Here is a 25,524-nt window from a genome sequence, read left to right on the forward strand (position 1 = left end):
TGCAGGCGGTCCAGCAGCAGGCGCCGGTTGGGCAGGCCGGTGAGCGCGTCGTAGAACGCCAGGCGTTCGATCTCCTGCTCTGCGCGCTTGCGGTCGGTGATGTCCATGGTGAAGCCATGCGATACCACCGAGCCATCGGCCTCGCGGTGGGGGATGGCGTTCGTCATGTGCCAGCGGATGCTGCCATCGGGCATGCGCACCCGGTACTCGCACTGCCAGGGCACGAGCCGGCGCACCGACTGCAGGGCCGAGCGCTGCAGTGCCGGCACATCCTCGGCCAGCACCCAGTTGGAGAGCACGCCGTGGTCGGCCGTCACCTCGTGCGGCTCCACCCCCATGAAGTCGCGCACCGCGTCGCTGATGTACTGCACGCTGGTGATGCCGTCCTGGTGCAGGCGGTACTGGTAGATGAAGCCCGGAATGCGGCTGGCAATGCGCTGGATGAACAGCAGCTGCTCGCGCAGTTGCTCGGCGGCGCGGCGCTCATCGGTCACGTCCTGCACCACGCCCATGTCCACCCGCATGCCGTCCTTGGCCGTGAGGCGGCGCACGCGCGAGCGCATCCAGCGGATCTCGCCGTCCGGGCGCTTCCAGCGGTACTCGACGTCGGCGCCGGTGCCGCGCTCGCGCGCCGTCTCGAACACATGGCGGTCTTCGGCCAGGATGCCGCTGACGGCACGCTCGGGGCTCACCCATTCCTGGCGTTCCACGCCGGCGATGTCGCACAGGCCGGGCGACCACAGCAGCACCGTCTCGCCCGGGTCCTCGATGCGCCGCCAGTGCCCGGTCTGGGCCAGGCTTTCCATGGTGTTGAAGACGTCCGTCTGCTCGCGCAGCTCGCGCCGCACGTCCTGCAGTGCATGCTCGGCAGCGGCCAGGGCCGTGCGCAGGCTCTCGGCTTCGCTGGCATCGCGCACGGTGACGACGATGGAGCCGTTGTCGAGCCGGCGCGCCGACACGTCCCAGGCCACCAGCAGCCGCCCCGGTTCGCGCGCCACCTGGCGGCATTCGAGCAGCATGCCGGTGCGCGCCACGGTCTGCAGCTGGTCCACGAGGTTGGTATTGGCCAGCAGGTCGAACACATCCACCGCATCGGCGCCGCTGGCGCGCACGCCCCCCAGGCCCGGCATGCGCCGCGCCGCAGCGTTGGCCGCGCGCAGGAGCAAGCGCCCGTTCTGGGGGCGGAATTCCATCAGTGCCACGGGCACGGCATCGAGCAGGGCCTGCAGGCGCGCCTGCGCCGAAGACTCCACGAAGTCTTCGCTGGCACCCGCAAACAGATCGGTCAGGAGTTCGGCAGAAATCACAGTCGCTCTGAAACCTCTCGCAAACGATGGGCCGCACATGGCCATGGCGGCGGCAGCCACCAATGTACACCGCAAAGTATGTCAAAACGTAACAAATGGGACACCCATTTGGGCAGGGGGTGCCCCCCCCGCAGGTACAGGCGCATGTTCCCACGTTCTGCCGCCATGGCGCGCTTATTTTGTGCACGCGCCCGCACACCGCCGGGCCGGTGCCCGGCAACGGTAGCAGGCTGTCCACCACCGGCGCCCCCTGGAGCCCCTTTCGCGCCCCACTGGCGCCACTTCGTCGCATGCCGGTGGCCGCCTGGACAGGGCCTTCCTAGAGTGCGGGCACTGGAGACGCGGTGTCTCCACCCCACCCTGGAGATTTGTACATGACGATGGCTTTCCGGCCCTTGGCCGCCCCCTCCCTCCCGCGTGCGGCACGCATCCTGGCCCTGGCCTGCGCCTGCCTGGCGCTGGGCAGCGCCCATGCCCTGGACCTCACCGTGGAGGTGAAGAACACCAAGGCCGACAAGGGACCGGTGCTGGGCGCGCTCTACGGCGCGGCAGACGGCTGGCTGCAGTTCAGCAAGGCGGTGCAAAGCGGCATGGCCCCCGTGTCAGGCGACAGGGCGGTGCTGGTGCTGCGCGACCTGCCCGCCGGCAGCTATGCCTTGTCGGTCTACCAGGACGAGAACGGCAACGGCAAGCTCGACACCAACCTGGTCGGCATGCCCCAGGAGCGCACCGGCTTCAGCCGCGACGCCCAGGGCAACATGGGCCCTCCGCGCTTCCAGGATGCGGCCATCGAGCTGCAGCAGGACACCACCATCACCCTCCAGCTGCGCTGAGCGCGCCGCGCCAAGGAGACAACACACCATGGACCGCCGCCTGTTTTGCCAATCCCTGGCCCTGGGAACCAACGGCAGTGCGCTCGCCGCCCTGCCCCTTGCCGCACACGCGGATGGCAGCCCCGAAGCCGGGGCCACGCTGGGCGCCTTCAACCAGCAGCGCAGCCGCGCGCCCTGGACCCTGGGCTTCGAGGGCCTGCAGGCCGACCTCGCGCCCCAGCCCATGCAACTGCGCGGCAAGCTGCCCCGGGACCTGCGCGGCACCCTGCTGCGCAACGGCCCGGCCCAGCACAGCCTGGGCGATGTGCGCTACCAGCACTGGTTCGATGGCGACGGCATGATCCAGCAGTACCGCTTCAGCGACCAGGGCCTGCAGCACCAGGGGTGCTTTCTGCGCACGCAGAAGTTCGTGGCCGAGAACGCCGCCGGCCGGCGCCTGCACCACAGCTTCGGCACCCGGGTGGCCGGGGGCAGCCCGATGGCGTCGGCCGATGCCGGCAATGTGGCCAACACCAGCGTGGTGCACCACGCGGGCGAGACCCTGGCCCTGTGGGAGGGCGGTTCGGCCACCCTGTTCGATGCCGGCACCCTGGAAACCGGCGGCCTCAAGACCTGGACGCCAGAACACGCGGGCATGCCGTTTTCGGCACACCCCAAGATCGGTGCCGACGGCAGCCTGTGGAACTTCGGCGTGAGCAGCATGCACGGCCTGCTGTCCATCTACCAGGTCTCGGCCCGGGGCCAGGTGCGCACCGCCACGCTCCAGGTGCCGGACATGGCCATGGTGCACGACTTCGCGGTGACCGAACAGCACCTGGTGTTCCTGCTGCCCCCGCTCATCTTCGATCGGGACCGGGCCCAGGCGGGCAACACCTTCATGGACAGCCATGTCTGGAAGCCGGAGCTGGGCATGCGTGCGCTGGTGCTGCACAAGGACCGGCTCAACCAGCCGAAGTGGATGGAACTGCCCTCCGGCTTCCTGTTCCATACCGGCAACGCCTGGGAGGACGGCAAGGGCGTCATCCACCTGGACTACGTCCGCTCGGCGGATGCCTCCTCCGTCATCCAGGGCTTTCGCGCGCTGATGCGCGGAGAGTTCGGGGGCGAACCTGCGCATGCAGTGGCCCGGGTCGAACTGGACACGCGCAGCGGCCGCGCGCGGCAGACGCTGCAGGCGCACCACGCCGAGTTTCCGCGCATCGACCCGCGCTTCGTCGGCCGCCGCAACAAGCAACTCTTCATGGCCGAGCGCGTGGCGGTGTCGAACCGCCCGGGCTTCGACTGCATCACCCGGCTGGACCTGGACAGCGGCAAGGTGGACCGCTACCGCTACGGCGCCGACGTGATGGTCGAGGAGCATGTGTTCATCCCCGCCCGCAGCGGCAGCGGCAAGGAGGCAGAGGGCTGGCTGGTGGGCACGGCGCTGGACCTGCGCAGCCGGCGCACCCTGCTGTCGGTGTTCGACGCGCGCCTGCTGGCACAGGGCCCGCTGGCCCAGGGCAGCATGGACCGGGCTGTGCCCCTGGGCTTTCACGGGACATTCATCCTGGCGTGACGGTGGGCCTGCATGGCACCGCCATCTTGGCGGGCCGGTCTGCGCGATAGACTCGGAGCCCCCCGCAGAACCCCGGGGTGCCCCTGTCCTGGACCCAGATGACACAGACCGACCTTTCCGCCCACACCCCCATGATGCAGCAGTACTTCACCCTGAAGGCTGCGCACCCGGACACGCTCGTGTTCTACCGCATGGGCGACTTCTACGAGTTGTTCTATGCCGATGCGGAAAAGGCCGCACGCCTGCTGGACATCACGCTGACCCAGCGCGGCCAGTCCGGCGGCCAGCCCGTCATCATGGCCGGCGTGCCGTTCCATGCGCTGGAGAACTACCTGGGCCGGCTGATCAAGATGGGCGAATCGGTCGCCATCTGCGAGCAGGTGGGCGACGTGGCCACGGCCAAGGGACCGGTGGAGCGCAAGGTGGTGCGTGTGGTCACGCCCGGCACGCTGACCGATACGGAGCTGCTCTCGGACAAGGCCGAATCCATGCTGATGGCGGTGCACCAGGGCCCGCGCGCGCGCTGCGGCCTGGCCTGGCTGAGCGTGACGCAGGGCCGGGTCTACCTGGCCGAGTGCACCCAGGACGAGGTGGGCACCTGGCTGGCCCGCGTGGCGCCCAGCGAAGTGATCTACAGCGCCGGGGTGACCGAGCGCTTCGAGCAGCAGCTGCAGGTGCTGCGCCAGGGCGGCGCCTTCACCTGCCCCATGGGCCCTCGGCCGGACTGGCAATTCGATGCCACGCTGGGCGAGCGCAAGCTGCTCGAGCACCTGGGCGCTGCCAGCCTGCAGGCCTGGGGCGCGCAGGACCTGGCCCAGGCCCATGCCGCCGCCGCCGGCCTGCTGGCCTATGCCGAGCACACCCAGGGCCGCACCCTGACCCACGTGCACAGCGTGCAGGTGCAGCGCGGCGACGACCTGATCGACCTGCCGGCCAGCACCCGGCGCAATCTGGAGATCACGCGCACCCTGCGCGGCGAGGATGCCCCCACCCTGTTCTCGCTGCTCGACACCTGCATGACCGGCATGGGCAGCCGCCTGCTCAAGACCTGGCTGCTGGAGCCCCCGCGTGACCGCACGGCCGCGCGCCGGCGCCTGGCCGCCACCGCCGCGCTGCGCGGTGCCGCAGGCGCGGGCGGCGGCAGCGGCCCCTGGGCGACGCTGCGCGGCGAGCTCAAGGGCGTGAGCGATGTGGAGCGCATCACCGCGCGCATCGCCCTGCGCCAGGTGCGCCCGCGCGAACTCGTGGCCCTGTGCAAGACCCTGCACAAGGCGGCCCTGCTGGCGCAGGCCGGCCAGGCGGCCGAGCCCTACCTGGCCGAAATCTTCGGCCAGTTGCACCCGCCGGTGGACTGCCCCGAGCTGCTGCTGCGCGCCATCACCGAAGAGCCCGCGGCCCTGGTGCGCGATGGCGGCGTGATCGCCACCGGCTTCGACAGCGAGCTCGACGAGCTGCGTGCCATCCAGACCAATTGCGACGACTTCCTGCTGGACCTGGAGACGCGCGAGAAGGCACGCACCGGCATCGCCAACCTGCGCGTGCAGTTCAACAAGGTGCATGGCTTCTACATCGAGGTCACCAGCAGCAACCTGGACAAGGTGCCCGATGACTACCGCCGCCGCCAGACGCTGAAGAACGCCGAGCGCTTCATCACGCCCGAGCTCAAGACCTTCGAGGACAAGGCCCTGTCCGCCAGCGAGCGCGCGCTGGCGCGCGAGAAATGGCTGTACGAGCAGGTGCTGGACCAGTTGCAGCCCCATGTGCCGGCCCTTACCCGCCTGGCCCAGGCCCTGGCCGCGCTGGACGTGCTGTGCACGCTGGCCGAGCGCTCGCTCACCCTGAACTGGTGCGCGCCGCAGTTCGTGGCCGAGCCCTGCATCGAGATCGAGGACGGCCGCCACCCGGTGGTGGAGGCACGGCTGGCCGAGGTATCGGCCGGCAGCTTCATCGCCAACCACACGCGGCTCAATGCCAACACGCGCATGCAGGTCATCACCGGCCCCAACATGGGCGGCAAGTCGACCTACATGCGCCAGGTGGCGCTGATCGTGCTGCTGGCCAGCATGGGCAGCCACGTGCCGGCCAGCGCCTGCCGCCTGGGGCCCATCGACGCCATCCATACCCGCATCGGCGCGGCCGACGACCTGGCCAACGCGCAGTCGACCTTCATGCTGGAGATGACCGAGGCCGCGCAGATCCTGCACGCCGCCACGCCGCACAGCCTGGTGCTGATGGACGAGATCGGCCGCGGCACCAGCACTTTCGATGGCCTGGCCCTGGCCAGCGGTATCGCCACGCACCTGCACGACAGGACGCGCGCCTTCACGCTGTTCGCCACCCACTATTTCGAGCTGACCGAGCTGCCCGCCAAGGCCAGGCATGCCGTCAACATGCATGTGAGTGCGGCCGAGGCGGGCGCTGACATCATCTTCCTGCACGAGATCCAGCCCGGCCCCGCCAGCCGCAGCTACGGCATCCAGGTGGCCAAGCTCGCGGGCGTGCCCGGCCCGGTGCTCAACCATGCGCGCCATGCGCTGGCCGCGCTGGAAGAACGCGCGGGCGAGGACGAGCTGCAGGTGGACCTGTTCGCCGTGCCGGCCATGCCCGAGAGCGCGGGGGCGAGCCCAGTGGAAGCCCTGCTGTCCACCATCCACCCCGACGCGCTGAGCCCGCGCGAGGCGCTGGATGCGCTGTACCAGCTCAAGAAGCTGGCGGGCTGACCGTTTGGACCGGGGGCATCACTCGATCTTCAGGCCGATATCCTTGATGAGCTGGCCCCAGCGGGCACGCTCGACCTTGGCGTAGGCGTTCATTTCCTCGGCGGTGCCGGGCACGGCCTCCACCCCCAGGGTCTGGAAGCGGGCCTTCACCGGCGTGGAGTTCAGGGCCTGCTGCAGGGCCGCATTCAAGCGCTGCACCTCGGGCGCGGGCATGGATGCGTTGACCGACAGGCCCTGCCAGGCAAAGGCCTCGAAATCCTTCACGCCCTGCTCCCGCAGCGTGGGCACCTCGGGCAGGGTCTCCATGCGCTTGGCGCTGGCCACGGCGATGGCCCGCAGGTTGCCGCCCGTGATGTTGGGCATGCCGCCGGCCGACTCGACGAACATGAAGGGCACTTGGCCACCCATGATGTCCTGGATGGCGGGGGTCACGCCGCGGTAGGGCACGTGGGTCATCTTCAGGCCCGTGCGCTGGCGCAGCAGCTCCATGGCCAGGTGGTGCGGCGTGCCGGCGCCGGGCGAGGCGAAGTTCACGCCGTCCGGCTGGGCCTTGGCCCAGGCCACGAACTCCTGGAAGTTGCGCACCGGCAGCTTGGGCGAGACCACCAGGATCAGCGGAAAGCGCACCAGCATGCCCACGGACGCCAGGTCCTTGTCCACGTTGTAGCTGAGCTTGCTGTACAGCCAGGGGTTGGTGGCCAGCACCGCATAGTCGCCCGTGAGCAGCAGATTGCCCGGCGTGGACGAGCGCGCTACATAGTCCGCCGCGATGTTGTGCGCGGCGCCGGGCTTGTTGACCACCACGATGGGCTGGCCCAGGGTCTTGGCCATCTGGTCGGCCACGGTGCGGGCCACGATGTCGGTGCCGCCGCCGGGAGCCATGCCCACCACCCATTCGAGCGGACGCTTGTCCTGGGCGCTGGCGCCCGGGGCCAGGCAGGCGATGGCGAGCGCGGCGGCGGCGCACAGGGTGGACCGGCGGGTGAAATGGATCGTTGGCATGGCTTGTCTCCTCACGGGTGGTTGACTGGAAAGCACTATTCAAGTTAATTAATTAACTAGCTCATTGGCTAAATTGGAGTGGTGGCGATGGGCTGGCATGCGGCGCACTCAGTACGGGCTTGCCACGCCCGACACGGCCTGGAGGGCCGGGCCCCTGGCGAAATGCCCGGCCAGCTCGGTCGCGGCGCGCACCAGCAGCGTGGTGTCCACCCCCACGGCGACGAACAGGGCCCCGGCGTCCAGGTAGGTCTGCGCCAGCGCCCGGTCGGCCATGAGGATGCCGGCGGCCTTGCCGGCCCGGCGCACGGTGGCGATGCCGTCCAGGATGGCGCGCTGCACCGCAGGGTGCCCGGGCTGGCCCCGGTAGCCCATGGAGGCGGACAGGTCGGCCGGGCCGAAGAAGACACCGTCCACACCCTCGGTCTCGGCAATGGCCTGCAGGTTCTGCAGGGCCAGCGGTGTCTCGGCCTGCACGAGCAGGCACATCTGGCCGTTGGCGCGGTTCAGGTAGTCCTCCACCTGGTTCCAGCGCGAGGCGCGGGCCAGCGCGGCGCCCATGCCGCGCACGCCCTCCGGCGCATAGCGCATGGCGCGCACCATCAGCGCGGCGTGCTCGGGCGTGTCCACCATGGGGATGAGCAGGGTCTGCGCGCCCACATCCAGGTACTGCTTGACCAGGGCCACATCGCCCTGCACCGGGCGCACCACGGGCTGCACCGGGTACGGGACCACGGCGCGCAGCTGGTCGAGCACGCTGCGCACGTCGTTGGGCGCATGCTCGCCGTCGAGCAGAAGCCAGTCGAAGCCGCAGCCGGCCAGGGCCTCGGCGGCATTGGCGTCCGCCAGGCCCACCCACAGGCCGATCTGCGGCCGGCCCGCGCGCAGCGCGTTGCGGAAATGGTTCTCGGGGATCTGCTGCATGGTGCGCCCCTCACACGAAGCGGAACGAGACCGAACCCAAAGGCCCGTAGTCCACATGGAAGTTGTCGCCCTGCACGGCCGCCACGGGCCGCGTGAACGAGCCGGCCAGCACCACATCGCCCGCATTGAGCCGTTCGCCGTGCGGCGCGATCTTGTTGGCCAGCCAGGCCACGCCCGTGGCCGGGTGGTTGAGCACGGCGGCCGCCAGGCCCGTCTCTTCGATCACGCCGTTCTTGTAGAGCATGGCGCCCACCCAGCGCAGGTCCACGTCCATGGGTTTCACGGGCCGCCCGCCGAGCACGATGCCGGCATTGGCAGCAAAGTCCGAGATGGTGTCGAACACCTTGCGCATGGCTTTGGTGTCGCGGTCGAACTGCTCGATGCGCGCGTCGATGATCTCCACGGCCGGCACCACGTAGTCGGTGGCCGAGAGCACGTCGAACAGCGTCACGCCCGGGCCCTGGAGCGGCCGCGCCAGGATGAAGGCCAGCTCCACCTCGACGCGCGGGGCGATGAATCGCTCGAATGGGATGTCGCCGCCGGCGTCGAAGAACATGTCGTCCATCAGCGGCGCGTAGTCGGGCTCGGTGATCTGGCTGGCCTGCTGCATGGCGCGCGAGGTCAGGCCGATCTTGCGGCCCCGGATAGCGCGGCCGTTGGCCAGCTCCAGCTGCACCCAGGCGCGCTGGATGGCATAGCCGTCCTCGATGGTCATCTCGGGGTGCTGGGCCGAGAAGTGGCGCAGCTGCATGCGCTGCTTGCGCGCCTGGTAGAGCTGCTGCGCCAGGGCGGTGATGGTGTCGTTGGAAAGCATGGATGGTCAGCCCTGTGCAGGCTTGTTGAACAGGGGGTGGAGGGAGCTGTGCTTGGCGTCGAAGACCTCGGGGCCTTCATCGATCTGCAGGGTGACGCCGACAGGGCGCGACGCGAGCAGTGGCGCGAAATGCGCCTTGGCCACGTCCGACAGGGCCTGCCCCACGGCCTGCTGCGTGGCGGCGCTGCGGCCCCGGCCCATGCGCAGGTTGAGGTACACAAAGCCGTAGCCCGGCGACGGGCCGCCAGCGGGGGCGGCATCCCCATCGTCCGCCACTGCATGGTGGGCCGCCGGGTAGGCCAGCACGCGGATGCCACCGGTGGGGAACACCGGCTTGCCCGCCTCGTCCATCTGCCGGCGCATGGCTGCGGCCAACGCGCGGCACAGCGCGCTCATGTCGCTGCCACCCTGCTCCGCGGGCCGGTCCAGGTCGGGGGTGTACAGGATCACCAGATGCGGCATGGCACGCTCCTCACAGCCGGCTGGCCGATGGCTGCCCGACCGAGGCCTGCGGCCCCGGCACGGCGGCACCCGTCTGCGGCGTGACCGGGAACACGGCATTGATCTGCCCCGTGCCCGAGGCGCCGAAGTACGGCGTGAGCACCTCGGCCCGGCCGGTGTAGTCCGACCAGCCCAGCGCGCCCATGAGCATGGCCGTGTCGTGCATGAAACCCTCGCCATGGCCCTTGGCCGCGTATTCGGGCAGCATGGCGCAGAAGGTGGCCCAGTCGCCCTGCTTCCACATCTCGACCACGCGGTGGTCCAGGGCTTCGAGGAAGGGGCTCCAGATCTTCGTGGCGAAGTCGGGCGCCGTTCCGTTCTGCGCGAAGCGGTGGCTCAGGCTGCCGCTGGCCAGGATGGCCACGGTGCCCTCGTATTGCTGCTCGATGGCTTGGCGCATGGCCCAGCCCAGGCGCGCGCTGTCATTGAGGTAGTGCACCTGGCACAGGGCCGAGACCGAGACCACCTTGAAATGCTGGTCCGCGTTCATGTAGCGCATGGGCACCAGGGTGCCGTACTCGGGCGCCAGCGTGGTCGCGGGGTGGGCCAGCGTTTCCACTCCCTGGGCGCAGCAGGCCTGTGCCAGCAACTGGCCCATTTCGGGGTTGCCCGGGAAGGCGTACGGCAGGTTGCTGATGAAGTGCGGCAGCTCGTTGCTGGTGTACACGCCCTCGAAGCGCGGCGCGCAGTTGATGTGGTAGTTGGCGTTCACCAGCCAGTGCGTGTCGAACACCACGATGGTGTCCACACCCAGCTCGCGGCAGCGCCGGCCAATCTCCACATGGCCGTCGATGGCGGCCTGGCGAAAGCCCTTGCGCGGGCCTTCGAGCTCGCTCAGGTACATGGACGGCACATGCGTGATCTTGGCCGCGAGGGCAAGGGTGCCCATGTTCAGACTCCCCAGTGTGGAATGTGGTGGCCGCCCAGCGACACTGCCACGTTCTTGGGCTCGAGGAAGACCTCGTAGCTCCAGGTGCCGCCCTCGCGCCCGGTGCCGCTGCCCTTGGTACCGCCAAAGGGCTGGCGCAGGTCGCGCACGTTCTGGCTGTTGACGAAGCACATGCCGGCCTCGATGCCCGTGGCCACGCGGTGGGCGCGGCCGATGTTCTCGGTCCACACGTAGCTCGACAGGCCGTACTGCGTGTCATTGGCCAGGCGGATGGCCTCGGCCTCGTCGGCAAACGGGATCAGGCAGGCCACGGGGCCGAAGATCTCGTCCTGCGCGATCTTCATGCGGTTGTCCACGTCGGCGAACACGGTGGGGCGCACGAAGTTGCCCCTCTTCAGGTGCACCGGCAGGTCCGGCGCCTCCAGCCCGCCGCACAGCAGCGTGGCGCCCTCCTTCGGACCCAGCTCGATGTAGCTGCGCACCTTGGCCAGGTGGGCCGGGCTGATCATGGGGCCGATGGTGGTTTGGTCATCCATCGGGTCGCCCACGGTGATGCGCCGGGCGCGCGCCGCGAACTTCTCGGCAAAGTCGGCGTAGATCGATTTCTGTACCAGGATGCGCGAGCCCGCCGTGCAGCGCTCGCCGTTGTTCGAGAAGATCATGAACACGGCGGCGTCGAGCGCGCGGTCCAAGTCGGCGTCGTCGAAGATGACGAAGGGGCTCTTGCCGCCCAACTCCATGCTGAACTTCTTCAGGCCCGCGGCCTGCACGATGCGGTTGCCCGTGGCCGTGGAGCCGGTGAACGAGATGGCGCGCACGTCGGGGTGGGCGCACAGCGGCTCGCCCGCCTCTTTGCCGAAGCCGTGCACCACGTTGAGCACGCCAGCGGGGATGCCGGCTTCGAGCGCCAGTTCGCCCAGGCGCGCGGCCGTGAGCGGCGACAGCTCGCTCATCTTGAGCACCGCCGTGTTGCCGAAGGCCAGCGCCGGCGCCACCTTCCACGTCGAGGTCATGAAGGGCACGTTCCACGGCGAGATCAGCGCGCACACGCCCACGGGGTGGAACAGCGTGTAATTGAGGTGCGTGGGCGTGGGGTAGGTGTGGCCGTCCACGCGCGTGCACATCTCGGCAAAGTAGTAGAAGTTGTCGGCCGCGCGCGGGATCAGCGCCTTGCCGGTCTGGGCGATGACCTGGCCGGTGTCGCGCGTTTCGGTGGCCGCGATCTGTGGCACCTCGGCCGCGATCAGGTCGCCGAGCCTGCGGATGAGCTTGGCGCGCTCGGGTGCGGGCAGCCCGGCCCAGGCGGGGAAGGCGTCCTTGGCGGCGGCCACGGCCGCGTTCACCTCGGCCGCGCCGCCGCTGGCCACCTCGGCCAGCACCTCTTGCGTGGCAGGATTGACGGTCTCGAAGTACTCGCGACCGGGCACGGGCTTGCCGGCGATCAGGTGGTCGATGCGCATGGGGTCAGGTCTCCAGGGTATTGATGTTGAAAGCCGCGTCGCCCACGATGGTGTTGACCAGACGGCCGATGCCGTCGATCTCGGTCACCACCTCATCGCCCACATCGACGTTGACCACGCCTTCGGGCGTGCCGGTCAGGATCACGTCGCCCGCGCGCAAGGTCATGAAGCTGCTGAGGTACTCGATCAGCGCGGGGATGCCGTTCACCATGTTGCCGGTATGGCCCTGCTGCTTCACCTGGCCGTTGACCAGGGTGCGCAGCGCCAGGTCGTGCGGGTCGGGCACGTCGGCCGCTTCCACGAACCAGGGGCCGAGCACGGTGGCGCCATCGCGGTTCTTCACGCGCAGGTTGGGCCGGTACCAGTTCTCCAGGTAATCGCGGATCGCGTAGTCGTTGCACACGGTGTAGCCGGCCACATGCTGCAGTGCATCGGCCTGGCGCACCTTGCGTGCAGTCTTGCCGATCACCACCGCCAGCTCGCATTCGTAGTGCATGAAGGCCACGCCCGCCGGGCGGCGCGTCTGGCCGCGGTGGCCGAGCAGCGTGCCCGGGCCCTTGAGGAAAACCAGCGGCTCGTCCTTGGCGGTGACGGTGAGCTCACCCGACAGTTCCTTGAGATGGTCGGCGTAGTTCAAACCCAGCGCTATGGTGGTGCCCACCTCGAAGGGCGGCAGCCAGACCACGGCGTCCTCGGCGACCACGCGGCCATCGGCCAGGCGGATGTGCTGCGCATCGAAGGGCATGGCCTCATGGATCGCGCCTGCGTAGGCAACCCGTGCCCGCTTCATGGCGTGCCTCCTTCGGCGATGAAATGGTTGTCGAGCTGGCCCAGGCCATCGATCTCGATGCGCACCCTCTGACCAGCGCGCACGCGCGGCGCCCCAGCGGAGGCGCCGAGCAGGAGCACGTCGCCCGGCGAGAGGGTCATGAACTCGCTGACCTCGGCCAGCAGCCGGGCCACTGAACGCTGGCGCTCACCCGTGGTGGTGGCGTGCACCAGGGCGCCATCGACTTCCACGCGCACTGCGAGCGCATCGGGCTCCGCGATCTCACCGCGCGGTACCACGCGCGGGCCCATGGGACAAAAGCCGTCGCACGCCTTGAAGCGGATCGAAGGGCGGTAGAACACTGCGTGCGGCATGCTGATGTCGCCCACGATGGTGTAGCCGGCCACGTGCGCCAGGGCATCCTGCTCGGCGACGCGGCAGGCCGTGCGCCCGATCACGATGCCCAGGCTGGCGCCGACTTCGAGTTCCGGTGCATCCTGCGGCACCACGATGGCGTCGCCATGCCCGGCCAGCGTGTTGCGCGGTTTGACATAAAGCACGGGCGCCGCGGCCGGTGCCTTGTAGGGCGGCTGGTGGACGGTATCCCCCAGCGCGGCGATGGCGGGCAGGTGGTTGAGCAAGGCGCCATAGACGATGCCGGACAGGCGAAAGGGCGCGGTGTCGAACTCCATCCGTCCTGGAGCGTACTGCGGGGTCTGGTACATTGCTAACATGTGAGTAGTTTATTTACTAACATGCTAGTAAGTCAACGGCCAGCCCGCTTCTTTTTCTCCGGGTTTGCACCAGGGCTGCCGTGCCACCCGCCATCAAGGATGATTTCGCCCCATGGATTCCCCCTCACCGCAACTGGTCCACCGCAACCTGCCGCTCCTGTTTCTGCAGGCGCGCGAGAGCGTGTTTGCGCGCTTTCGGCCCATCCTGCATTCAGTGGGCCTCACCGAGCAGCAATGGCGTGTGGTGCGCGCCCTGCTCGACCACGGCCCGCTGGAGCCGCGCCAGATCGGCGACATCTGCCGCCTGTCGAGCCCGAGCCTGGCCGGCATCCTGGCGCGCATGGCCGACCTGGGCCTGGTGCTGCGCGAGCGGCTCGAACACGACCAGCGCCGGGTGATGGTGTCGGTCACCCCTGAGGGCAAGGCGCTGGCGGCCAGGCTCGCGCCGACCATCGAGGCGACCTACCGTGCGCTGGAAGAGGAGATGGGGGTGGAGTTCATCACGCAGCTGTATGCCACGCTCGATGCGGTGATCGCGCGCCTGGGCGAAGCGCCCGGGGGCGAGGAAGGCTGAGAACGCCGCCCGCTCCCGGGGGCGGCGTTCGTGGAGGGATCAATCAGAGGTCTTGCGCCAGCGGGGCCAGTTGGCCAAGCATGTAGTTCATGAACGGCGGCACGCAGCCGATGTGGCTGGACGGCACGGCCGGGCAGTCGGTCAGGGTCACGAGGTCGCCCGCGCCCTGGGCGCGCATGGCCTGCAAGGTGGTGACGGAGCTGCCATAGGGCACGGTGACATCGTCGCGGCCGTGGTACAGGCGCACGGGCACCTGGGGCTTCCAGTCGTGCACGTTGCTCACGCGGGCCACGGCCTGGGTGTCGTCGGCCAGGAAGTTGTCGATGAACTGGTTGTCGAACGTGACGTCGGCATCGTCGGGTAGCAGGGCCTTGAGCAGGGCGCGGCGCACCTCGCGCTGCACGCTGCCACCCAGGTAGCGCAGGAAGCCGGGGTTGATCAGCGCGCCCAGCACGGGCTCGCGGTCGCGCACCACGTTGACCAGGCCATCGAGCGTGGCCTGCACGTTGTAGGGACCGGCCCCCACCACCACCATGCGCAGGGCCTGGCGTTCGGGCGCATTGCCGGCCTGCAGGGCGCGGTGCGCGGCCATGGTGGCATAGCCGCCTTCGGAATAGCCGGTGAGGAACAGTTGGCCGTTGTCGACCGCGTTGCCCTGGCCGCGCCAGGTGCGGGCGGCCGTCAGCATGTCCAGCGTGGCCGCGGCCGTGGGCGCCGACAACAGGTAAGGGTGGGGCGTGCCCTTGGAGACACCGTAGCCCACGTAGTCCGGCGCCACGACGATGTAGCCCAGCGAGGCCATCACCACCGCCACCTCGGATCCCACGGCGTTGTTGCTGGGCGCCTCGGCGCTCTTGAAGATGGTGCCGTGCTGGTAGCCCAGCACCGGGCTTCTGGCGCCCGCCGCCTTCACCGGCACGCTGACCAGGCCCGAGGCGCGCACTTCCTTGCCCTGGGCGTCGACGGTCATGTACTCGAGCCGGTAGGAGGTGACGGAGTAGCGCGGCACGATGCCCTGGACCTTGGAGGCGTCCTTGCCCAGCGCCTCGATGATCTGCGCCGGCGTGATCGTGTTGAGCAGCGCGGCCGACTTGAGCTCGCCGGCCGTGGCCACCGGCGGCGGGGTGGTGCCGCCTGCGCCGCCCTCATCGTTCTTGCTGTCCCCGCCACCGCAGGCGGTCAGCGAAACGGCCGCAGCCAATACGACGCTGCGCGCCAGGAGCGCAGGGCTTGCAAGGGTAGGGATATGGAACAAGATGCTGCTTTCAGGTGTGAATTGTGAATGATAGTAAAGATCGCCCCGTCGGGCCCTGTCAGAAATCACGCCGTGGCGGCGTCGGAGATGGCCCCACGGAGGGCTGCTTCACCCGCCTAAATGCCCGGTCCGCAGGATTGGCCATAAAATCAGGCATTGCTGCGGCGCCGATTGGCGCGTTTGCTATGCTTTTTGAAACGCCAGGCGGCGCTGGCCGCAGCGCTCCTTGCGCCACCGAAGGCGCCCCACCATGCACTCCTTTTTGCCGACTTAAGCCTCCATGACGTACTGCGTCGCCATCAAACTCAACGCCGGGCTGGTTTTCCTGTCCGATTCCCGCACCAATGCGGGCCTGGACCAGATCAGCTCGTTCCGCAAGATGATGCTGTACGAGAAGGCGGGCGACCGCTTCATGGTGCTGCTGTCGGCCGGCAACCTGTCCATTTCGCAATCGGTGCGCGAGATCCTGCAGACCGAGCAGATCATCGACCGCGACGAGGAAGAGCCGATCACCATATGGAACGCCAAGAGCATGTTCGATGCCGCGCGCGTGCTGGGCGCCGCGGTGCGCCACGTGCACGAGCGCGATGGCGCCGCCCTCAAGCGTTCCGGGGTGGACTTCAACGTGTCCATGGTCTTCGGCGGCCAGATCAAGGGCGAGGGCATGCGCCTGTTTCAGGTGTACTCGGCCGGCAACTTCATCGAGGCCACGTCCGAGACGCCCTATTTCCAGGTCGGCGAGTCCAAGTACGGCAAGCCTGTGCTCGACCGCGTGCTCACCCCCGAGACCCCCCTGGACGAGGCCGCCAAGTGCGCCCTGGTGTCCATGGACAGCACGCTCAAGTCCAACCTGTCGGTGGGCCTGCCGCTGGACCTGGTGGTCTATGAGGTGGACCGCTTCGCCACCGACAAGATCATCTGCATCGACGAGCACAACCCCTACTTCCGCATGCTGCACGACAGCTGGGGACAGAAGCTGCGCCAAGTGTTCGACAGCATCGAGGACCCGGCCTGGGGCGGCGGCGACACGGCCGTGCCCATCATGGTGAACCCGTCGCGCAGCAAGCCGCTCAAGAAGATCACCAACCACCTGGACAAGCTCATCTAGGAAGGTGGTGCCCACCGGGCAGACCTGCCGCCGCGCACCTTCCCCCGTTTCCCCGCCCATGCTCCCCATCGTCTTCTCGCACGCCAACAGCTTTCCCGCGGGTACCTACCGCCTTCTTTTCAAGCTGCTGCGCCAGCGTGGTTTCGACATCAGCGCCGTGGAGCGCTTCGGGCACGAGCCGGAGTACCCGGTCTCCAACAACTGGCCGCACCTGGTGCAGCACCTGGCGGATTTCGCGACGGAGCAGGTCCAGCGCCTTGGGGAGCCGGTGTTCCTGGTGGGGCATTCGCTGGGCGGATTCCTGAGCGTCATGGCCGCGGCGCGCCACCCGCATCTGGTGCGCGGCGTGCTGCTGATCGACTCGCCGCTGATCGGTGGTTGGCGCGCCAATGCCCTGGATGTGGCCAAGCGCACGCAGGTGGTGGGCTCCATCTCGCCCGGCAAGATCAGCCGGCAGCGCCGCAACACCTGGGCGAGCAACGACGAGGCGCTGGAACACTTTCGCCGCAAGAAGGCATTTGCGCGCTGGCACCCCGAGGTGTTGCTCGATTACATCACCCATGGCCTGGCCGATCAGGACGGCAAGCGCGTGCTGGGCTTCGACCGCGCGGTGGAAACCGCCATCTACAACACCCTGCCCCACAACCTGGGCCGGCTGCTGGCCAGGCACCCGCTGCAATGCCCTGCCGCATTCATCGGCGGGCGCGACTCCGAAGAAATGAAGCAGGTGGGCATGGCCATGACGCTGCGCATCACCGAAGGGCGCACCATGATGCTCGATGGCAGCCACCTGTTCCCCATGGAGCAGCCCCAGGCCACGGCCGCTGCCATCGAGGCCTCGCTGCTGAACCTGACCGCGGTGGCGGCGCGCGGCTAGGACCTCCTGCAACCGGAGGGGCCTTTTACACATGGAGCGCCCCCTGAATGGGCGCATCCTAATCCTTCCTGTCTATTCACGGGTCCACGCAGTTGGCACCACAATGCGTGAACCGTTAAATAGAGGGGGAAAAGCGCGCTGTTGGCGGATTCTCAGGTCAAAAAAAGCGGGGGATGTGTCGCAACAATCCCCTACACTGGGGGTTTGTAACAGCGTGTACATGATTCATGCCTGCTTCCAATTTGCTGACTGTCCGCCTGCCGGTGCTGATCTTCGGGCTGGTATCCGCCGGGCTGATCTACACCTCCATCGGCCCGGGTAAAGCCGTCACCCTGGCCGTCGCCATTGCCTCGGTGCTGATGTTCGCCGCCACCTGGGCCAGTGCCACGCGGCTACTTGGGGCGTCCGCCGCGCTGCGCTTCCTGGCGATATCGGTCTCCCTTGGCTGGTTCGCCGAGCAGATGGGTAGCACCCACGGCTGGTTCTTTGGCAGCTACACCTATACCGAGGTGCTGGGCCTGCGCTTCGTCGGCGTGCCGGTGGTCATCCCGATGATGTGGTTCGCGCTGACCTATGCGGGCTATGTGATCAGCAACCTCATCGTCTGGCAGGCGCCGGTCGATGGGGCTCCCGGGGTGGGCAATGCCGTGTTCCTCTCGTTCCTGGCAGCGATGATCGTCACCGCCTTTGATCTGGGGGCTGATCCCTACCTGGTGTACGTGCTCAAGGCCTGGATCATGACCAAGACCGATGGTGCCTGGTTCGGTGAGACGGTACAGGGCTTCTTCGGCTGGGTCTTCGTGAGCTTCTGCATCCTGTGCGCATTCCGCTTCGCCACGCGCAAGATGCCGCTCAAGGCCGGTTCGGTCAACTTCCTGCCGCGCCACGCCACCGTGCCGCTGGGCATCTACAGCGCCGGTCTGGTGTTCCAGGTGTTCCTGGGCCACCCGGTGGAAATCAAGTCCATCGCCCCGTTTGCCATGGGCATCCCGCTGCTGTGCGCCCTGGCCGGCCTGCAGCGCTGGCGCAACCAGTTGAAGGCCGTCCGATGAGCACGACACCCCCACCTGCCATTTCCGATGCGGCCCTGGCCTCCATGCAGCAGCATGCCGATCCGCTGGCCGACGAGACCATCGCCGCCATCCTGGGCCCCTGGCCTGCCGGCATGCCGCCGGTCGATGCCCCGCAATGGGAGCGCATAGCCACCGTCAACCGCCTGTTCGGCGAGTGGACCACCAATGCCAGCATCGACGGCTGGACGGCCACCGGCCCCGGTGTGGACGACTCCCTGGCCCAGGCTCTGCAGGACTACCTGGCTGCCGGGCAGGTGCTGCCCGACTGGGCGGACGCCAGGAAGATTGAGCGCGCCGAGAAGATCTTCTTCGACCATGGCGCGCTCTCGTGCATTCTGCTGTTCTGCGCCAGCCTGCCCGAGTGCTATGTGATCCCAGACCTCTCCAGCGTGCTGCACACCGCGGGCCAGCTGGAGCAGCACACCGAGTACCGCATCCGCTCCACGGCGGCGATGATCTTCCCCGTGATGATGCACGGCGGGCTGACCCGCCCGGACGGCGCGGGGGTGGCGCAGATCCTCAAGGTGCGCCTGATCCATGCGACCATCCGCAACCTGATCCTGCGCGGTACGCCCGAGGCCGCCATCCATGACCTGCAGGCGCAGGGCGACATGGTGGGCGCGGGCCAACTGGGGGCGCTCAAGGGCCTGCCCGGCCGGCCGACCATGTACCAGATGCTGTTCGCCCGTGGCTGGGACGTGAAGCGCCATGGCCTGCCCTGCAACCAGGAAGAGCTGGCCTACACGCTGCTCACCTTTGGCTATGTGTTCCTGCGCAGCATGCGCCGCCTGGGCATCGGCCTGCCGCAGCACGATGAAGAGGCCTACCTGCACGCATGGAACGTGGTGGGCCACATCCTTGGCATCAAGCGTGAGCTGATGGTCGAGACCATGGACCAGGGCAAGGAGCTCATGGCCCGCATGCAGGCGCGTGGCCGCGCCGAGCCGGTGACGCCCGACCCGCGCCCCGGCCTGGGCCAGGCACTCATGGCCACCATGGCCAACTCCATTCCCTGGAACATCGCCAAGCCCTTTCCGCAGCTGATGACACGCTTCCTGTGCGGCAAGGCCACGGCGGGCGACCTGGGCCTGACCCAGCCCGTGCCCTGGTCCTCGGCCCTGCTGTTCTGGGGGGTGTTGCTGGTGGCCCGCGCCATCGACTGGGTGCTGCGCCTGGTGCTGCCGCGCTTTTCCATCGTGCGCACGCTCACGCGCATCCTGGGCTACCACTTCATGAGCCGTGTGTTGATGAGCCAGACCCGGCCACTGCAATTGCCCAGCGAACTGCTCAACCAGGTGGACGGGGTGGTGCACAGCTGGAGCGACGACCCCGATATGCCCCAATGGATCAACCGCGTCGAGGACCGCCTGACCACGCACGGCACCTGGAGCCTGAAGCTGGCCGCCAGCGCCCGCCCGGCGGCCACGGCCTCCCAGCCTGCAGCCACCGCGCAGGAGACAGCGTAGCCCCATGGCCCGCCGCCCCACCGCCACCGGCCGCGTGCCGGCACGACGCGCAAGCCGACCGCCTGCGTGGTGCGGCGCATGGCAGCGGTGGATGGCATGGCTGGGCCTGGTCCTGCTCTGGCCGGCGCTGGCCGCAGCAGCAGCGCCGGCCGCTCAGCCGCTGGTGCTGGACGAGCAACAGCCCTCGGTGAACGCATGGCCCCATGTGCGCATGCTGCCCGACGCCAGCCGGCAGCTCACGGTACAGCACATGCTGGCGCGCCTGCCCGAGTTCACCAGCCCCACCGGGGCGGAAGGCACCCTGGGCGTGCGCCAGGATGCGGTGTGGCTGCGCGTGCCGCTGTCGGTGGCCCAGACGCCGGCCCACCCCTGGATCCTGAGCATCGACTACCCTGTGCTCAACGAGGTCGATGTCTACCTCACATCGCAGGGCATGGTGGTCCAGCAGGCCCTGATGGGCAATCTGCGCCCCTTCTCCGACCGGCCGCTGCGCGGGCGCACGCCGTCGATGATGCTGAACCTGCAGTCCGGCCAGCAGTACGAGCTGCTGGTGCGCGTGCGCACCGGGGGCGCGATGATCGTGCCGCTGGTGGTCAGCAAGGCCCCGGTGCTCCTGCCGCTGGCCCTGCGCGAGCAGATGCTGCAGGGCCTGCTGGCCGGCCTGGCCCTGTGCCTGGTGGTCTACAGCCTGACCCAATGGGCCAGCCAGCGCGAGAAGCTATTCCTCTTCTATGCCCTGCTGGTGACCGGCAGCGCCGGCTTTTCGATCCAGTTCTTCGGCATTGGCAGCCAGTTCCTGTGGAGCAACAACCACTGGATGGAGGTCCACGCCGCCAGCGCCGCCGGGCTGCTGGCCCTGGGGGCTTCGTTCCTGTTCATGGGCTATGCGCTCGTGGGAGACGACACGCGCAGCCGCTTTCTGGCCATCATGCGCGGCGGGGCCGTGTTGTGCGGCCTGGTGGGCCTGGCCTTCCTCACCGACCTGATCGACACCCGGCAGGCCACGGCCTTCCTGAGCATCTTCGGCCCGCTGCCCTCGCTCCTGAGCCTGCCGCTGGCGTTGAAGCGGGTGCGCCAGGGCGACACCGTGAGCACCACGCTGCTGGCCGCCTGGATCGCCTACTTCGTGGCCGCGGCCGTGATGGTGGGCCTGGTGCAGGGTTGGGCCCCGCTGTCGTTCTGGACCCTGCACTCCTTCCAGATCGGCGCCACGGTGGACATGCTGCTGTTCCTGCGCGTGCTGGCCCTGCGCACCGACGCGCTGCGCGCCGCCGCCGACGACGCGCTGCGCGAGCGCGACGCCATGCGGGCCCTGGCCTATACCGATGCGCTCACGGGACTGCCCAACCGGCGCGGCCTGCAGCTGGCGCTGAACTCGGCCATCTCGCTGTGCGCGCCCAACCGCCTGGTGGCGGTGTACCTGCTGGACCTCGACGGCTTCAAGCCCATCAACGACCTGCACGGCCACGACGTGGGCGACGACCTGCTGGTGGCCGTGAGCCACCGGCTGCAGGACCATGTGCGCCGCAAGACCGACGTGGTGGCGCGCCTCGGGGGTGACGAATTCATCATCATGGCTGCCGACCTGGTCCGCGCCGAGCAGGCCGAGGACCTGGGCAACGCGCTGCTGCACGCGTTCCGGGAGCCGTTCGTGATGAGCCACCTGCAGATGCACGTGGGCCTGACCATCGGCTATGCCCTGGCCCCCATCGATGCCGCCGAGCCCCGCGAACTGATCCGCCTGGCCGACGCCGCCATGTACCAGGGCAAGCAACGCGGCAAGCACTGCCTGGTCCGCAACGATGCCAGCGTGGCACTGCCGGCCTGATGCCCATGCGCCTCACGAGCCCCGCCCCCCTGGTTGGCACGCTGTGTGCCCGGGGATCCCGTTCCAGAGGCATACTGGTCAGCCCAAGCCACCAAGGCCTACCGCCACCGACCTTGCGCTCAGCCCTCTGACCACCATGTCCAGCGCTCCGCTCCTTTGCATTGCCGATGCCTGGCACCGGCTGCCAGCGCCACCCCGATGGTGCAAGGCAGGCCCTGGGCGGCTGGCCAGCCCTGTGGACACCCCATGAGCGTGCTGCACGGGTTCATGCGTTCGATGGCGGCCGTGGCGGTGCTGTGCCTGCTCATGCTCCAGGGGCTGCCGGCGCGTGCCGCCACGCCGCTGGTGCTCAGCCCCGACACCCAGAGTCTGGACGCCTGGAGCGTGGCCACCCTGCAGGCCGATCCCTCGCGCGAGCTCACAGCCAGCGACATGCTCCAAAGGCTCGACCGGTTCGAAGCGCCGGCCCGCCGCGGCGGCTCGATCGGAGCGCACAAGGAGGCCATCTGGCTGCGCATTCCGCTGGCCGTGCCAGAGACCCCCACGAACCAGTGGATCGTCAACCTCGACTACGGCTCCCTGCAGGAGGTCGACATCTACCTGACCAGCAATGGCCAGGTGCTGCAACAGGCGCTGCTGGGCTACCTGCGCACGCCCGGCAAGGCTGCGGGCGCCAGCAGGACGCCGGGCCTGGCTCTGAACCTGCAGGCCGGGCAGGCGTACGAGGTGCTGATCCGTGTGCGCACGCCAGGGCCGATGATCCTGCCGATCACGGTCAGCGAAGCCCCCTACCGCCTGAAGATGGCGCTGCGCGAGCAGATGCTGCAGGGCCTGCTCAACGGCCTGGCCTTCTGGCTGCTGTTGTACAGCCTGCTCCAGTGGGTGGGCCAGCGCGACCGCCTGTTCGCCTGCTATGCGCTGGTGGTGCTGGGCAGTGCCGGCTTTTCCCTGCAGTTCTTCGGTATCGGCGTGCAGTTCCTCTGGCCGGGCAGTGTGTGGATGGAATTGCACGGGGCCATCATCTTCGGTCTGGTGGCGCTGGCAGGTTCCTTCCTCTTTCTGCGGCACGCCATGGCGGGCGACGCCCCGCACGGCCGCTATGCCCGCACCATGCAGGGCGGCGCCGTACTCACAGCCGTCGTGTGCCTGGCCTTCGCGTTCGACCTGCTGAGCGTCAAGGCAGCCACCATTTTCATGAGTGTGTTCGGCATGGCGCCGACCTTGCTGAGCCTGCCCGCCGCGCTGCGCCTGGCACGCCGCAAGGATCCCATCGGTACGACGCTGCTGGTGGCGTGGACCGTCTACGGTATCGCGGCCCTCGTGATGGCGGCCCTGGTACAGGGCTGGGTGCCGGTGAATTTCTGGACCCAGCATGCCTTCCAGTTCGGTGCAGCGGTGGACATGCTGCTCTTCCTGCGCGTGCTGGGACTGCGCTCGGAAGGGCTGCGCCGGGCCACGCTGGATGCCCTGCGCGAGCGCGACGCCATGCGCTCGCTGGCCCACACCGACCCGCTCACGGGCCTGCCCAACCGCCGCGGCATGCAGATCGCGCTGAACTCGGCCCTGCAGCAGTGCGCGCCCGAGCGCATGGTGGCGGTGTTCCTGCTGGACCTGGACGGCTTCAAGCCCGTCAACGACACGCATGGCCACGATGTGGGCGATGATCTGCTGGTGGCGGTGGGGCAGCGCCTGTCGGCCAACGTACGGCACCAGACCGACCTGGTGGCCCGCCCGGGTGGCGACGAATTCATCATCCTGGCCCCCCAGCTCACGCGGCCCGAGCAGGCCCGGGAGATCGGTGAAGGCCTGCTGCATGCGTTCAGCGAGCCGTTCGCGCTGCGCAACCTGCGCCTGCATGTGGGCCTGACCATCGGCTACGTGCTGGCCCCCTTCGATGGCAAGGATGTGCGCGAGCTCATCGGCAAGGCCGACGCCGCCATGTACAAGGGCAAGCAGACCGGCAAGCACTGCCTGCTGCGTGGCGATGGCGCCGTTGCCCTCGCCTCCTGACGACCATGCGAGCCCTGCTGCACCACACCCACACCCACCCGCTGCCCGCACTGCGCAGCTGGTGGAGGGCCGCTGCATGCCTGGTGCTGCTGCTGGGCCTGCTGGCCGGCGCAGGCAAGGCCCATTCGACGCAGCCCCTGGTGCTGCACGACAGCGCCGCGTCGATCGAGGTATGGCCGGCGGTGCGCATGCTCTCCGACCCCACGCTCAAGCTCGGCCTGGAGGAGGTGCAGGCCCGTGCCGGTGACTTCGTGCCCCCGCCCTCCCGGGGCGCCACGCTGGGCGTGCGCTCGGACGCCATCTGGCTGCGCGCGCCGCTGGCGGTGCACCTGACCTCCGACGGCCGCTGGACGCTGGACATCAACCACCCCGACCTGAACCGGGTCGATATCTACGTTCTCAGCGCTGGCCACGTGACCAGGCACGTCGTGCTGGGCAGCCTGCAGCCGTACTCGCAGCGGCCGCTGCAAAGCCGCTCGCACGCCGTGGCGCTCGAGTTCCTGCCCGGCCAGACCTACGAGCTGCTGATGCGCGTGGAAACCCGGGCGGCCATGATCCTGCCCATCACGCTCAACAAGTCGTCGGCCATGCTTGCCACGGCAGTGGACGAACAGATGCTTCAGGGCGTGCTCACGGGCCTGGCGCTGTGCCTTTTGATCTACAGCCTGGCCCAGTGGACCAGCCTGCGCGAGCCGCTGTTCATCTTCTATGCGATGCTGATCACGGGCAGCCTGATGTTCTCGCTGCACCTGTTCGGCATTGGCCGGCAGTACCTGTGGAGCAACAGCCTGTGGTTCACCGAGCATGCGGCAGGCCTGTCGGCGCTGCTGGCCACCTGCGGGTCCTTCCTGTTCATCAGCCAGGCCCTGGCGGGGGACCGGCCCAAGAGCCGCTTCCTGCGCGCCATGCGCTGCGGCGCCGTGCTGTGCGTGGTGCTGGGCATTGCCTACAGCCTGGACGTGCTGAGCACCCGCGCCATTGCCGCCATCGTCAGCATCCTGGGCCTGGTGCCCGCGCTCATGGGCATCCCGGGCGCGGTGCGCAAGGCCCTCGCAGGCGACGGCGTGGGCACCAGCCTGCTGGCGGCGTGGCTGATCTACTTCGTGACCACCGCGGTGATGATCGGCGTCATCAACGGCTGGGTACCGGTCAACTTCTGGACGCTGCACTCCTTCCAGTTCGGTGCCACCATCGACATGCTGCTGTTCATGCGCGTGCTGGGACTGCGCACCCATGCCCTGCATCTGGAGGCGCTGCATGCCAACCGCGAGCGCGACGCCATGCACTCGCTGGCGCACACCGATCCCCTTACCGGCCTGCCCAACCGCCGGGGCCTGAACATGGCCCTCGCGGCCGCCCTGCAGCGCAGCGGCCCGGACGACCTGCTGGCCGTCTACATGATGGACCTCGACGGCTTCAAGCCCGTGAACGACCAGCATGGCCACGATGTCGGTGACGAGTTGCTGGTGGCCGTCACGCGCCGCCTGCAGGGCCATGTGCGGCAAAGCGATGTGGTCGCACGCCTGGGCGGCGACGAGTTCGTGGTGATGGCCGGCCACCTGGGCAGTGCGCAGCAGGCGCATGAGCTGGGGCTCAAGCTGCTCGACGCCTTCCGCCTGCCGTTCTCGCTCGGCAGCATCCAGGTCCACGTGGGCCTGACCGTGGGCTATGCCATCGCGCCCGACGACAGCAGCGATGCCGCCGGCCTGCTCAAGCTGGCCGATGCCGCCATGTACAACGGCAAGCAAAGCGGCAAGTTCTGCCTGCGCCGCAATACCGGCGACCTGGCCCTGTCTTCGGCGTAGCCGGTTGCGCGCCATCCCGTGGC

At 68.7% G+C, this 25,524-nt stretch carries 21 protein-coding genes; 11 read left to right on the top strand and 10 right to left on the bottom strand.

From position 1 onward, the window contains the following. The coding region (locus tag AC07X5_RS18640) for a PAS domain-containing protein (RefSeq protein WP_494771344.1) at positions 1 to 1,307 on the bottom strand (1,307 nt) is incomplete at its 3' end. Between the two features lie 374 nt (positions 1,308 to 1,681). On the opposite strand from AC07X5_RS18640, the gene AC07X5_RS18645 reads away from it, so the two are divergent. The 3 genes from AC07X5_RS18645 to mutS all read left to right on the top strand — a co-directional run bounded on the left by AC07X5_RS18645 (position 1,682) and on the right by mutS (position 6,415). Beyond that, positions 1,682 to 2,140 carry a DUF2141 domain-containing protein gene (locus AC07X5_RS18645; RefSeq protein WP_494771345.1) on the top strand — a complete coding sequence of 153 codons (459 nt, stop codon included), beginning with the start codon at positions 1,682 to 1,684 and terminating at the stop codon, positions 2,138 to 2,140. A 28-nt stretch (positions 2,141 to 2,168) separates the two neighbouring features. Beyond that, complete coding sequence (locus tag AC07X5_RS18650) at positions 2,169 to 3,695, top strand: carotenoid oxygenase family protein (protein ID WP_494771346.1); 1,527 nt, start codon at positions 2,169 to 2,171, stop codon at positions 3,693 to 3,695. 98 nt (positions 3,696 to 3,793) lie between these two features. Further along, on the top strand, positions 3,794 to 6,415 hold the full coding sequence (gene mutS / locus AC07X5_RS18655) for a DNA mismatch repair protein MutS (RefSeq protein WP_494771347.1): 2,622 nt from the start codon (positions 3,794 to 3,796) through the stop codon (positions 6,413 to 6,415). 18 nt (positions 6,416 to 6,433) lie between these two features. Here the strand turns inward: mutS and AC07X5_RS18660 are convergent, their stop codons facing one another. From AC07X5_RS18660 to AC07X5_RS18695, 8 genes are all read right to left on the bottom strand, one after another. Continuing rightward, positions 6,434 to 7,417 carry a Bug family tripartite tricarboxylate transporter substrate binding protein gene (locus AC07X5_RS18660; protein ID WP_494771348.1) on the bottom strand — a complete coding sequence of 328 codons (984 nt, stop codon included), beginning with the start codon at positions 7,415 to 7,417 and terminating at the stop codon, positions 6,434 to 6,436. Between the two features lie 108 nt (positions 7,418 to 7,525). Continuing rightward, entirely contained in the window at positions 7,526 to 8,338 is an 813-nt protein-coding gene (gene hpaI / locus AC07X5_RS18665; RefSeq protein WP_494771349.1) for a 4-hydroxy-2-oxoheptanedioate aldolase, read from the bottom strand. Positions 8,339 to 8,348: 10 nt separating this feature from the next. Continuing rightward, positions 8,349 to 9,152: a 2-oxo-hept-4-ene-1,7-dioate hydratase gene (gene hpaH, locus AC07X5_RS18670; RefSeq protein ID WP_494771350.1), complete on the bottom strand. Its 804-nt coding sequence runs from the start codon at positions 9,150 to 9,152 to the stop codon at positions 8,349 to 8,351. Between the two features lie 6 nt (positions 9,153 to 9,158). After that, positions 9,159 to 9,614: a 5-carboxymethyl-2-hydroxymuconate isomerase gene (locus tag AC07X5_RS18675; protein ID WP_494771351.1), complete on the bottom strand. Its 456-nt coding sequence runs from the start codon at positions 9,612 to 9,614 to the stop codon at positions 9,159 to 9,161. 10 nt (positions 9,615 to 9,624) lie between these two features. Beyond that, positions 9,625 to 10,542, bottom strand: coding sequence for a 3,4-dihydroxyphenylacetate 2,3-dioxygenase (gene hpaD, locus AC07X5_RS18680; protein WP_494771352.1), 918 nt, complete (start codon positions 10,540 to 10,542; stop codon positions 9,625 to 9,627). Positions 10,543 to 10,544: 2 nt separating this feature from the next. Further along, positions 10,545 to 12,002 (bottom strand): 5-carboxymethyl-2-hydroxymuconate semialdehyde dehydrogenase, encoded by a 1,458-nt coding sequence (gene hpaE, locus AC07X5_RS18685; protein WP_494771353.1) that lies wholly within the window; start codon positions 12,000 to 12,002, stop codon positions 10,545 to 10,547. A 4-nt stretch (positions 12,003 to 12,006) separates the two neighbouring features. Further along, entirely contained in the window at positions 12,007 to 12,792 is a 786-nt protein-coding gene (locus AC07X5_RS18690; protein WP_494771354.1) for a fumarylacetoacetate hydrolase family protein, read from the bottom strand. After that, a complete protein-coding gene (locus AC07X5_RS18695) occupies positions 12,789 to 13,496 on the bottom strand; it encodes a fumarylacetoacetate hydrolase family protein (protein WP_494771495.1) in 708 nt (235 codons plus the stop codon). The genes AC07X5_RS18690 and AC07X5_RS18695 overlap by 4 nt, the downstream gene beginning before the upstream one ends. A 121-nt stretch (positions 13,497 to 13,617) precedes the next feature. Between AC07X5_RS18695 and hpaR the strand changes: the two genes are divergently transcribed. Then, complete coding sequence (hpaR, locus tag AC07X5_RS18700) at positions 13,618 to 14,079, top strand: homoprotocatechuate degradation operon regulator HpaR (RefSeq protein ID WP_409957017.1); 462 nt, start codon at positions 13,618 to 13,620, stop codon at positions 14,077 to 14,079. Positions 14,080 to 14,122: 43 nt separating this feature from the next. On the opposite strand, the gene AC07X5_RS18705 is transcribed toward hpaR, so the two are convergent. After that, a complete protein-coding gene (locus AC07X5_RS18705; RefSeq protein ID WP_409957015.1) occupies positions 14,123 to 15,334 on the bottom strand; it encodes an alpha/beta hydrolase family protein in 1,212 nt (403 codons plus the stop codon). Positions 15,335 to 15,614: 280 nt separating this feature from the next. Here AC07X5_RS18705 and AC07X5_RS18710 point away from each other — a divergent pair, with 280 nt between their 5' ends. The 7 genes from AC07X5_RS18710 (at position 15,615) to AC07X5_RS18740 (ending at position 25,501) form a co-directional block, all read left to right on the top strand. Beyond that, positions 15,615 to 16,442, top strand: coding sequence for a proteasome-type protease (locus AC07X5_RS18710; protein WP_409957013.1), 828 nt, complete (start codon positions 15,615 to 15,617; stop codon positions 16,440 to 16,442). 58 nt (positions 16,443 to 16,500) lie between these two features. Continuing rightward, the gene (locus AC07X5_RS18715; protein ID WP_409957012.1) at positions 16,501 to 17,319 is read left to right on the top strand and encodes an alpha/beta fold hydrolase; all 819 of its coding nucleotides are present in this window, start codon (positions 16,501 to 16,503) and stop codon (positions 17,317 to 17,319) included. Between the two features lie 227 nt (positions 17,320 to 17,546). Next, positions 17,547 to 18,371: a carotenoid biosynthesis protein gene (locus AC07X5_RS18720; protein WP_494771355.1), complete on the top strand. Its 825-nt coding sequence runs from the start codon at positions 17,547 to 17,549 to the stop codon at positions 18,369 to 18,371. Beyond that, the gene (locus tag AC07X5_RS18725; RefSeq protein ID WP_494771356.1) at positions 18,368 to 19,858 is read left to right on the top strand and encodes an oxygenase MpaB family protein; all 1,491 of its coding nucleotides are present in this window, start codon (positions 18,368 to 18,370) and stop codon (positions 19,856 to 19,858) included. The genes AC07X5_RS18720 and AC07X5_RS18725 overlap by 4 nt, the downstream gene beginning before the upstream one ends. Before the next feature lie 91 nt (positions 19,859 to 19,949). Beyond that, positions 19,950 to 21,686, top strand: coding sequence for a diguanylate cyclase domain-containing protein (locus AC07X5_RS18730; RefSeq protein ID WP_494771357.1), 1,737 nt, complete (start codon positions 19,950 to 19,952; stop codon positions 21,684 to 21,686). A 246-nt stretch (positions 21,687 to 21,932) separates the two neighbouring features. After that, positions 21,933 to 23,696, top strand: coding sequence for a diguanylate cyclase domain-containing protein (locus AC07X5_RS18735; RefSeq protein ID WP_494771358.1), 1,764 nt, complete (start codon positions 21,933 to 21,935; stop codon positions 23,694 to 23,696). A 5-nt stretch (positions 23,697 to 23,701) separates the two neighbouring features. Beyond that, positions 23,702 to 25,501, top strand: coding sequence for a diguanylate cyclase domain-containing protein (locus AC07X5_RS18740; protein WP_494771359.1), 1,800 nt, complete (start codon positions 23,702 to 23,704; stop codon positions 25,499 to 25,501). Positions 25,502 to 25,524: the final 23 nt, after the last annotated feature.

The sequence above is a fragment of the Acidovorax sp. GW458-11-26-14-TSB4 genome, from assembly GCF_059423865.1.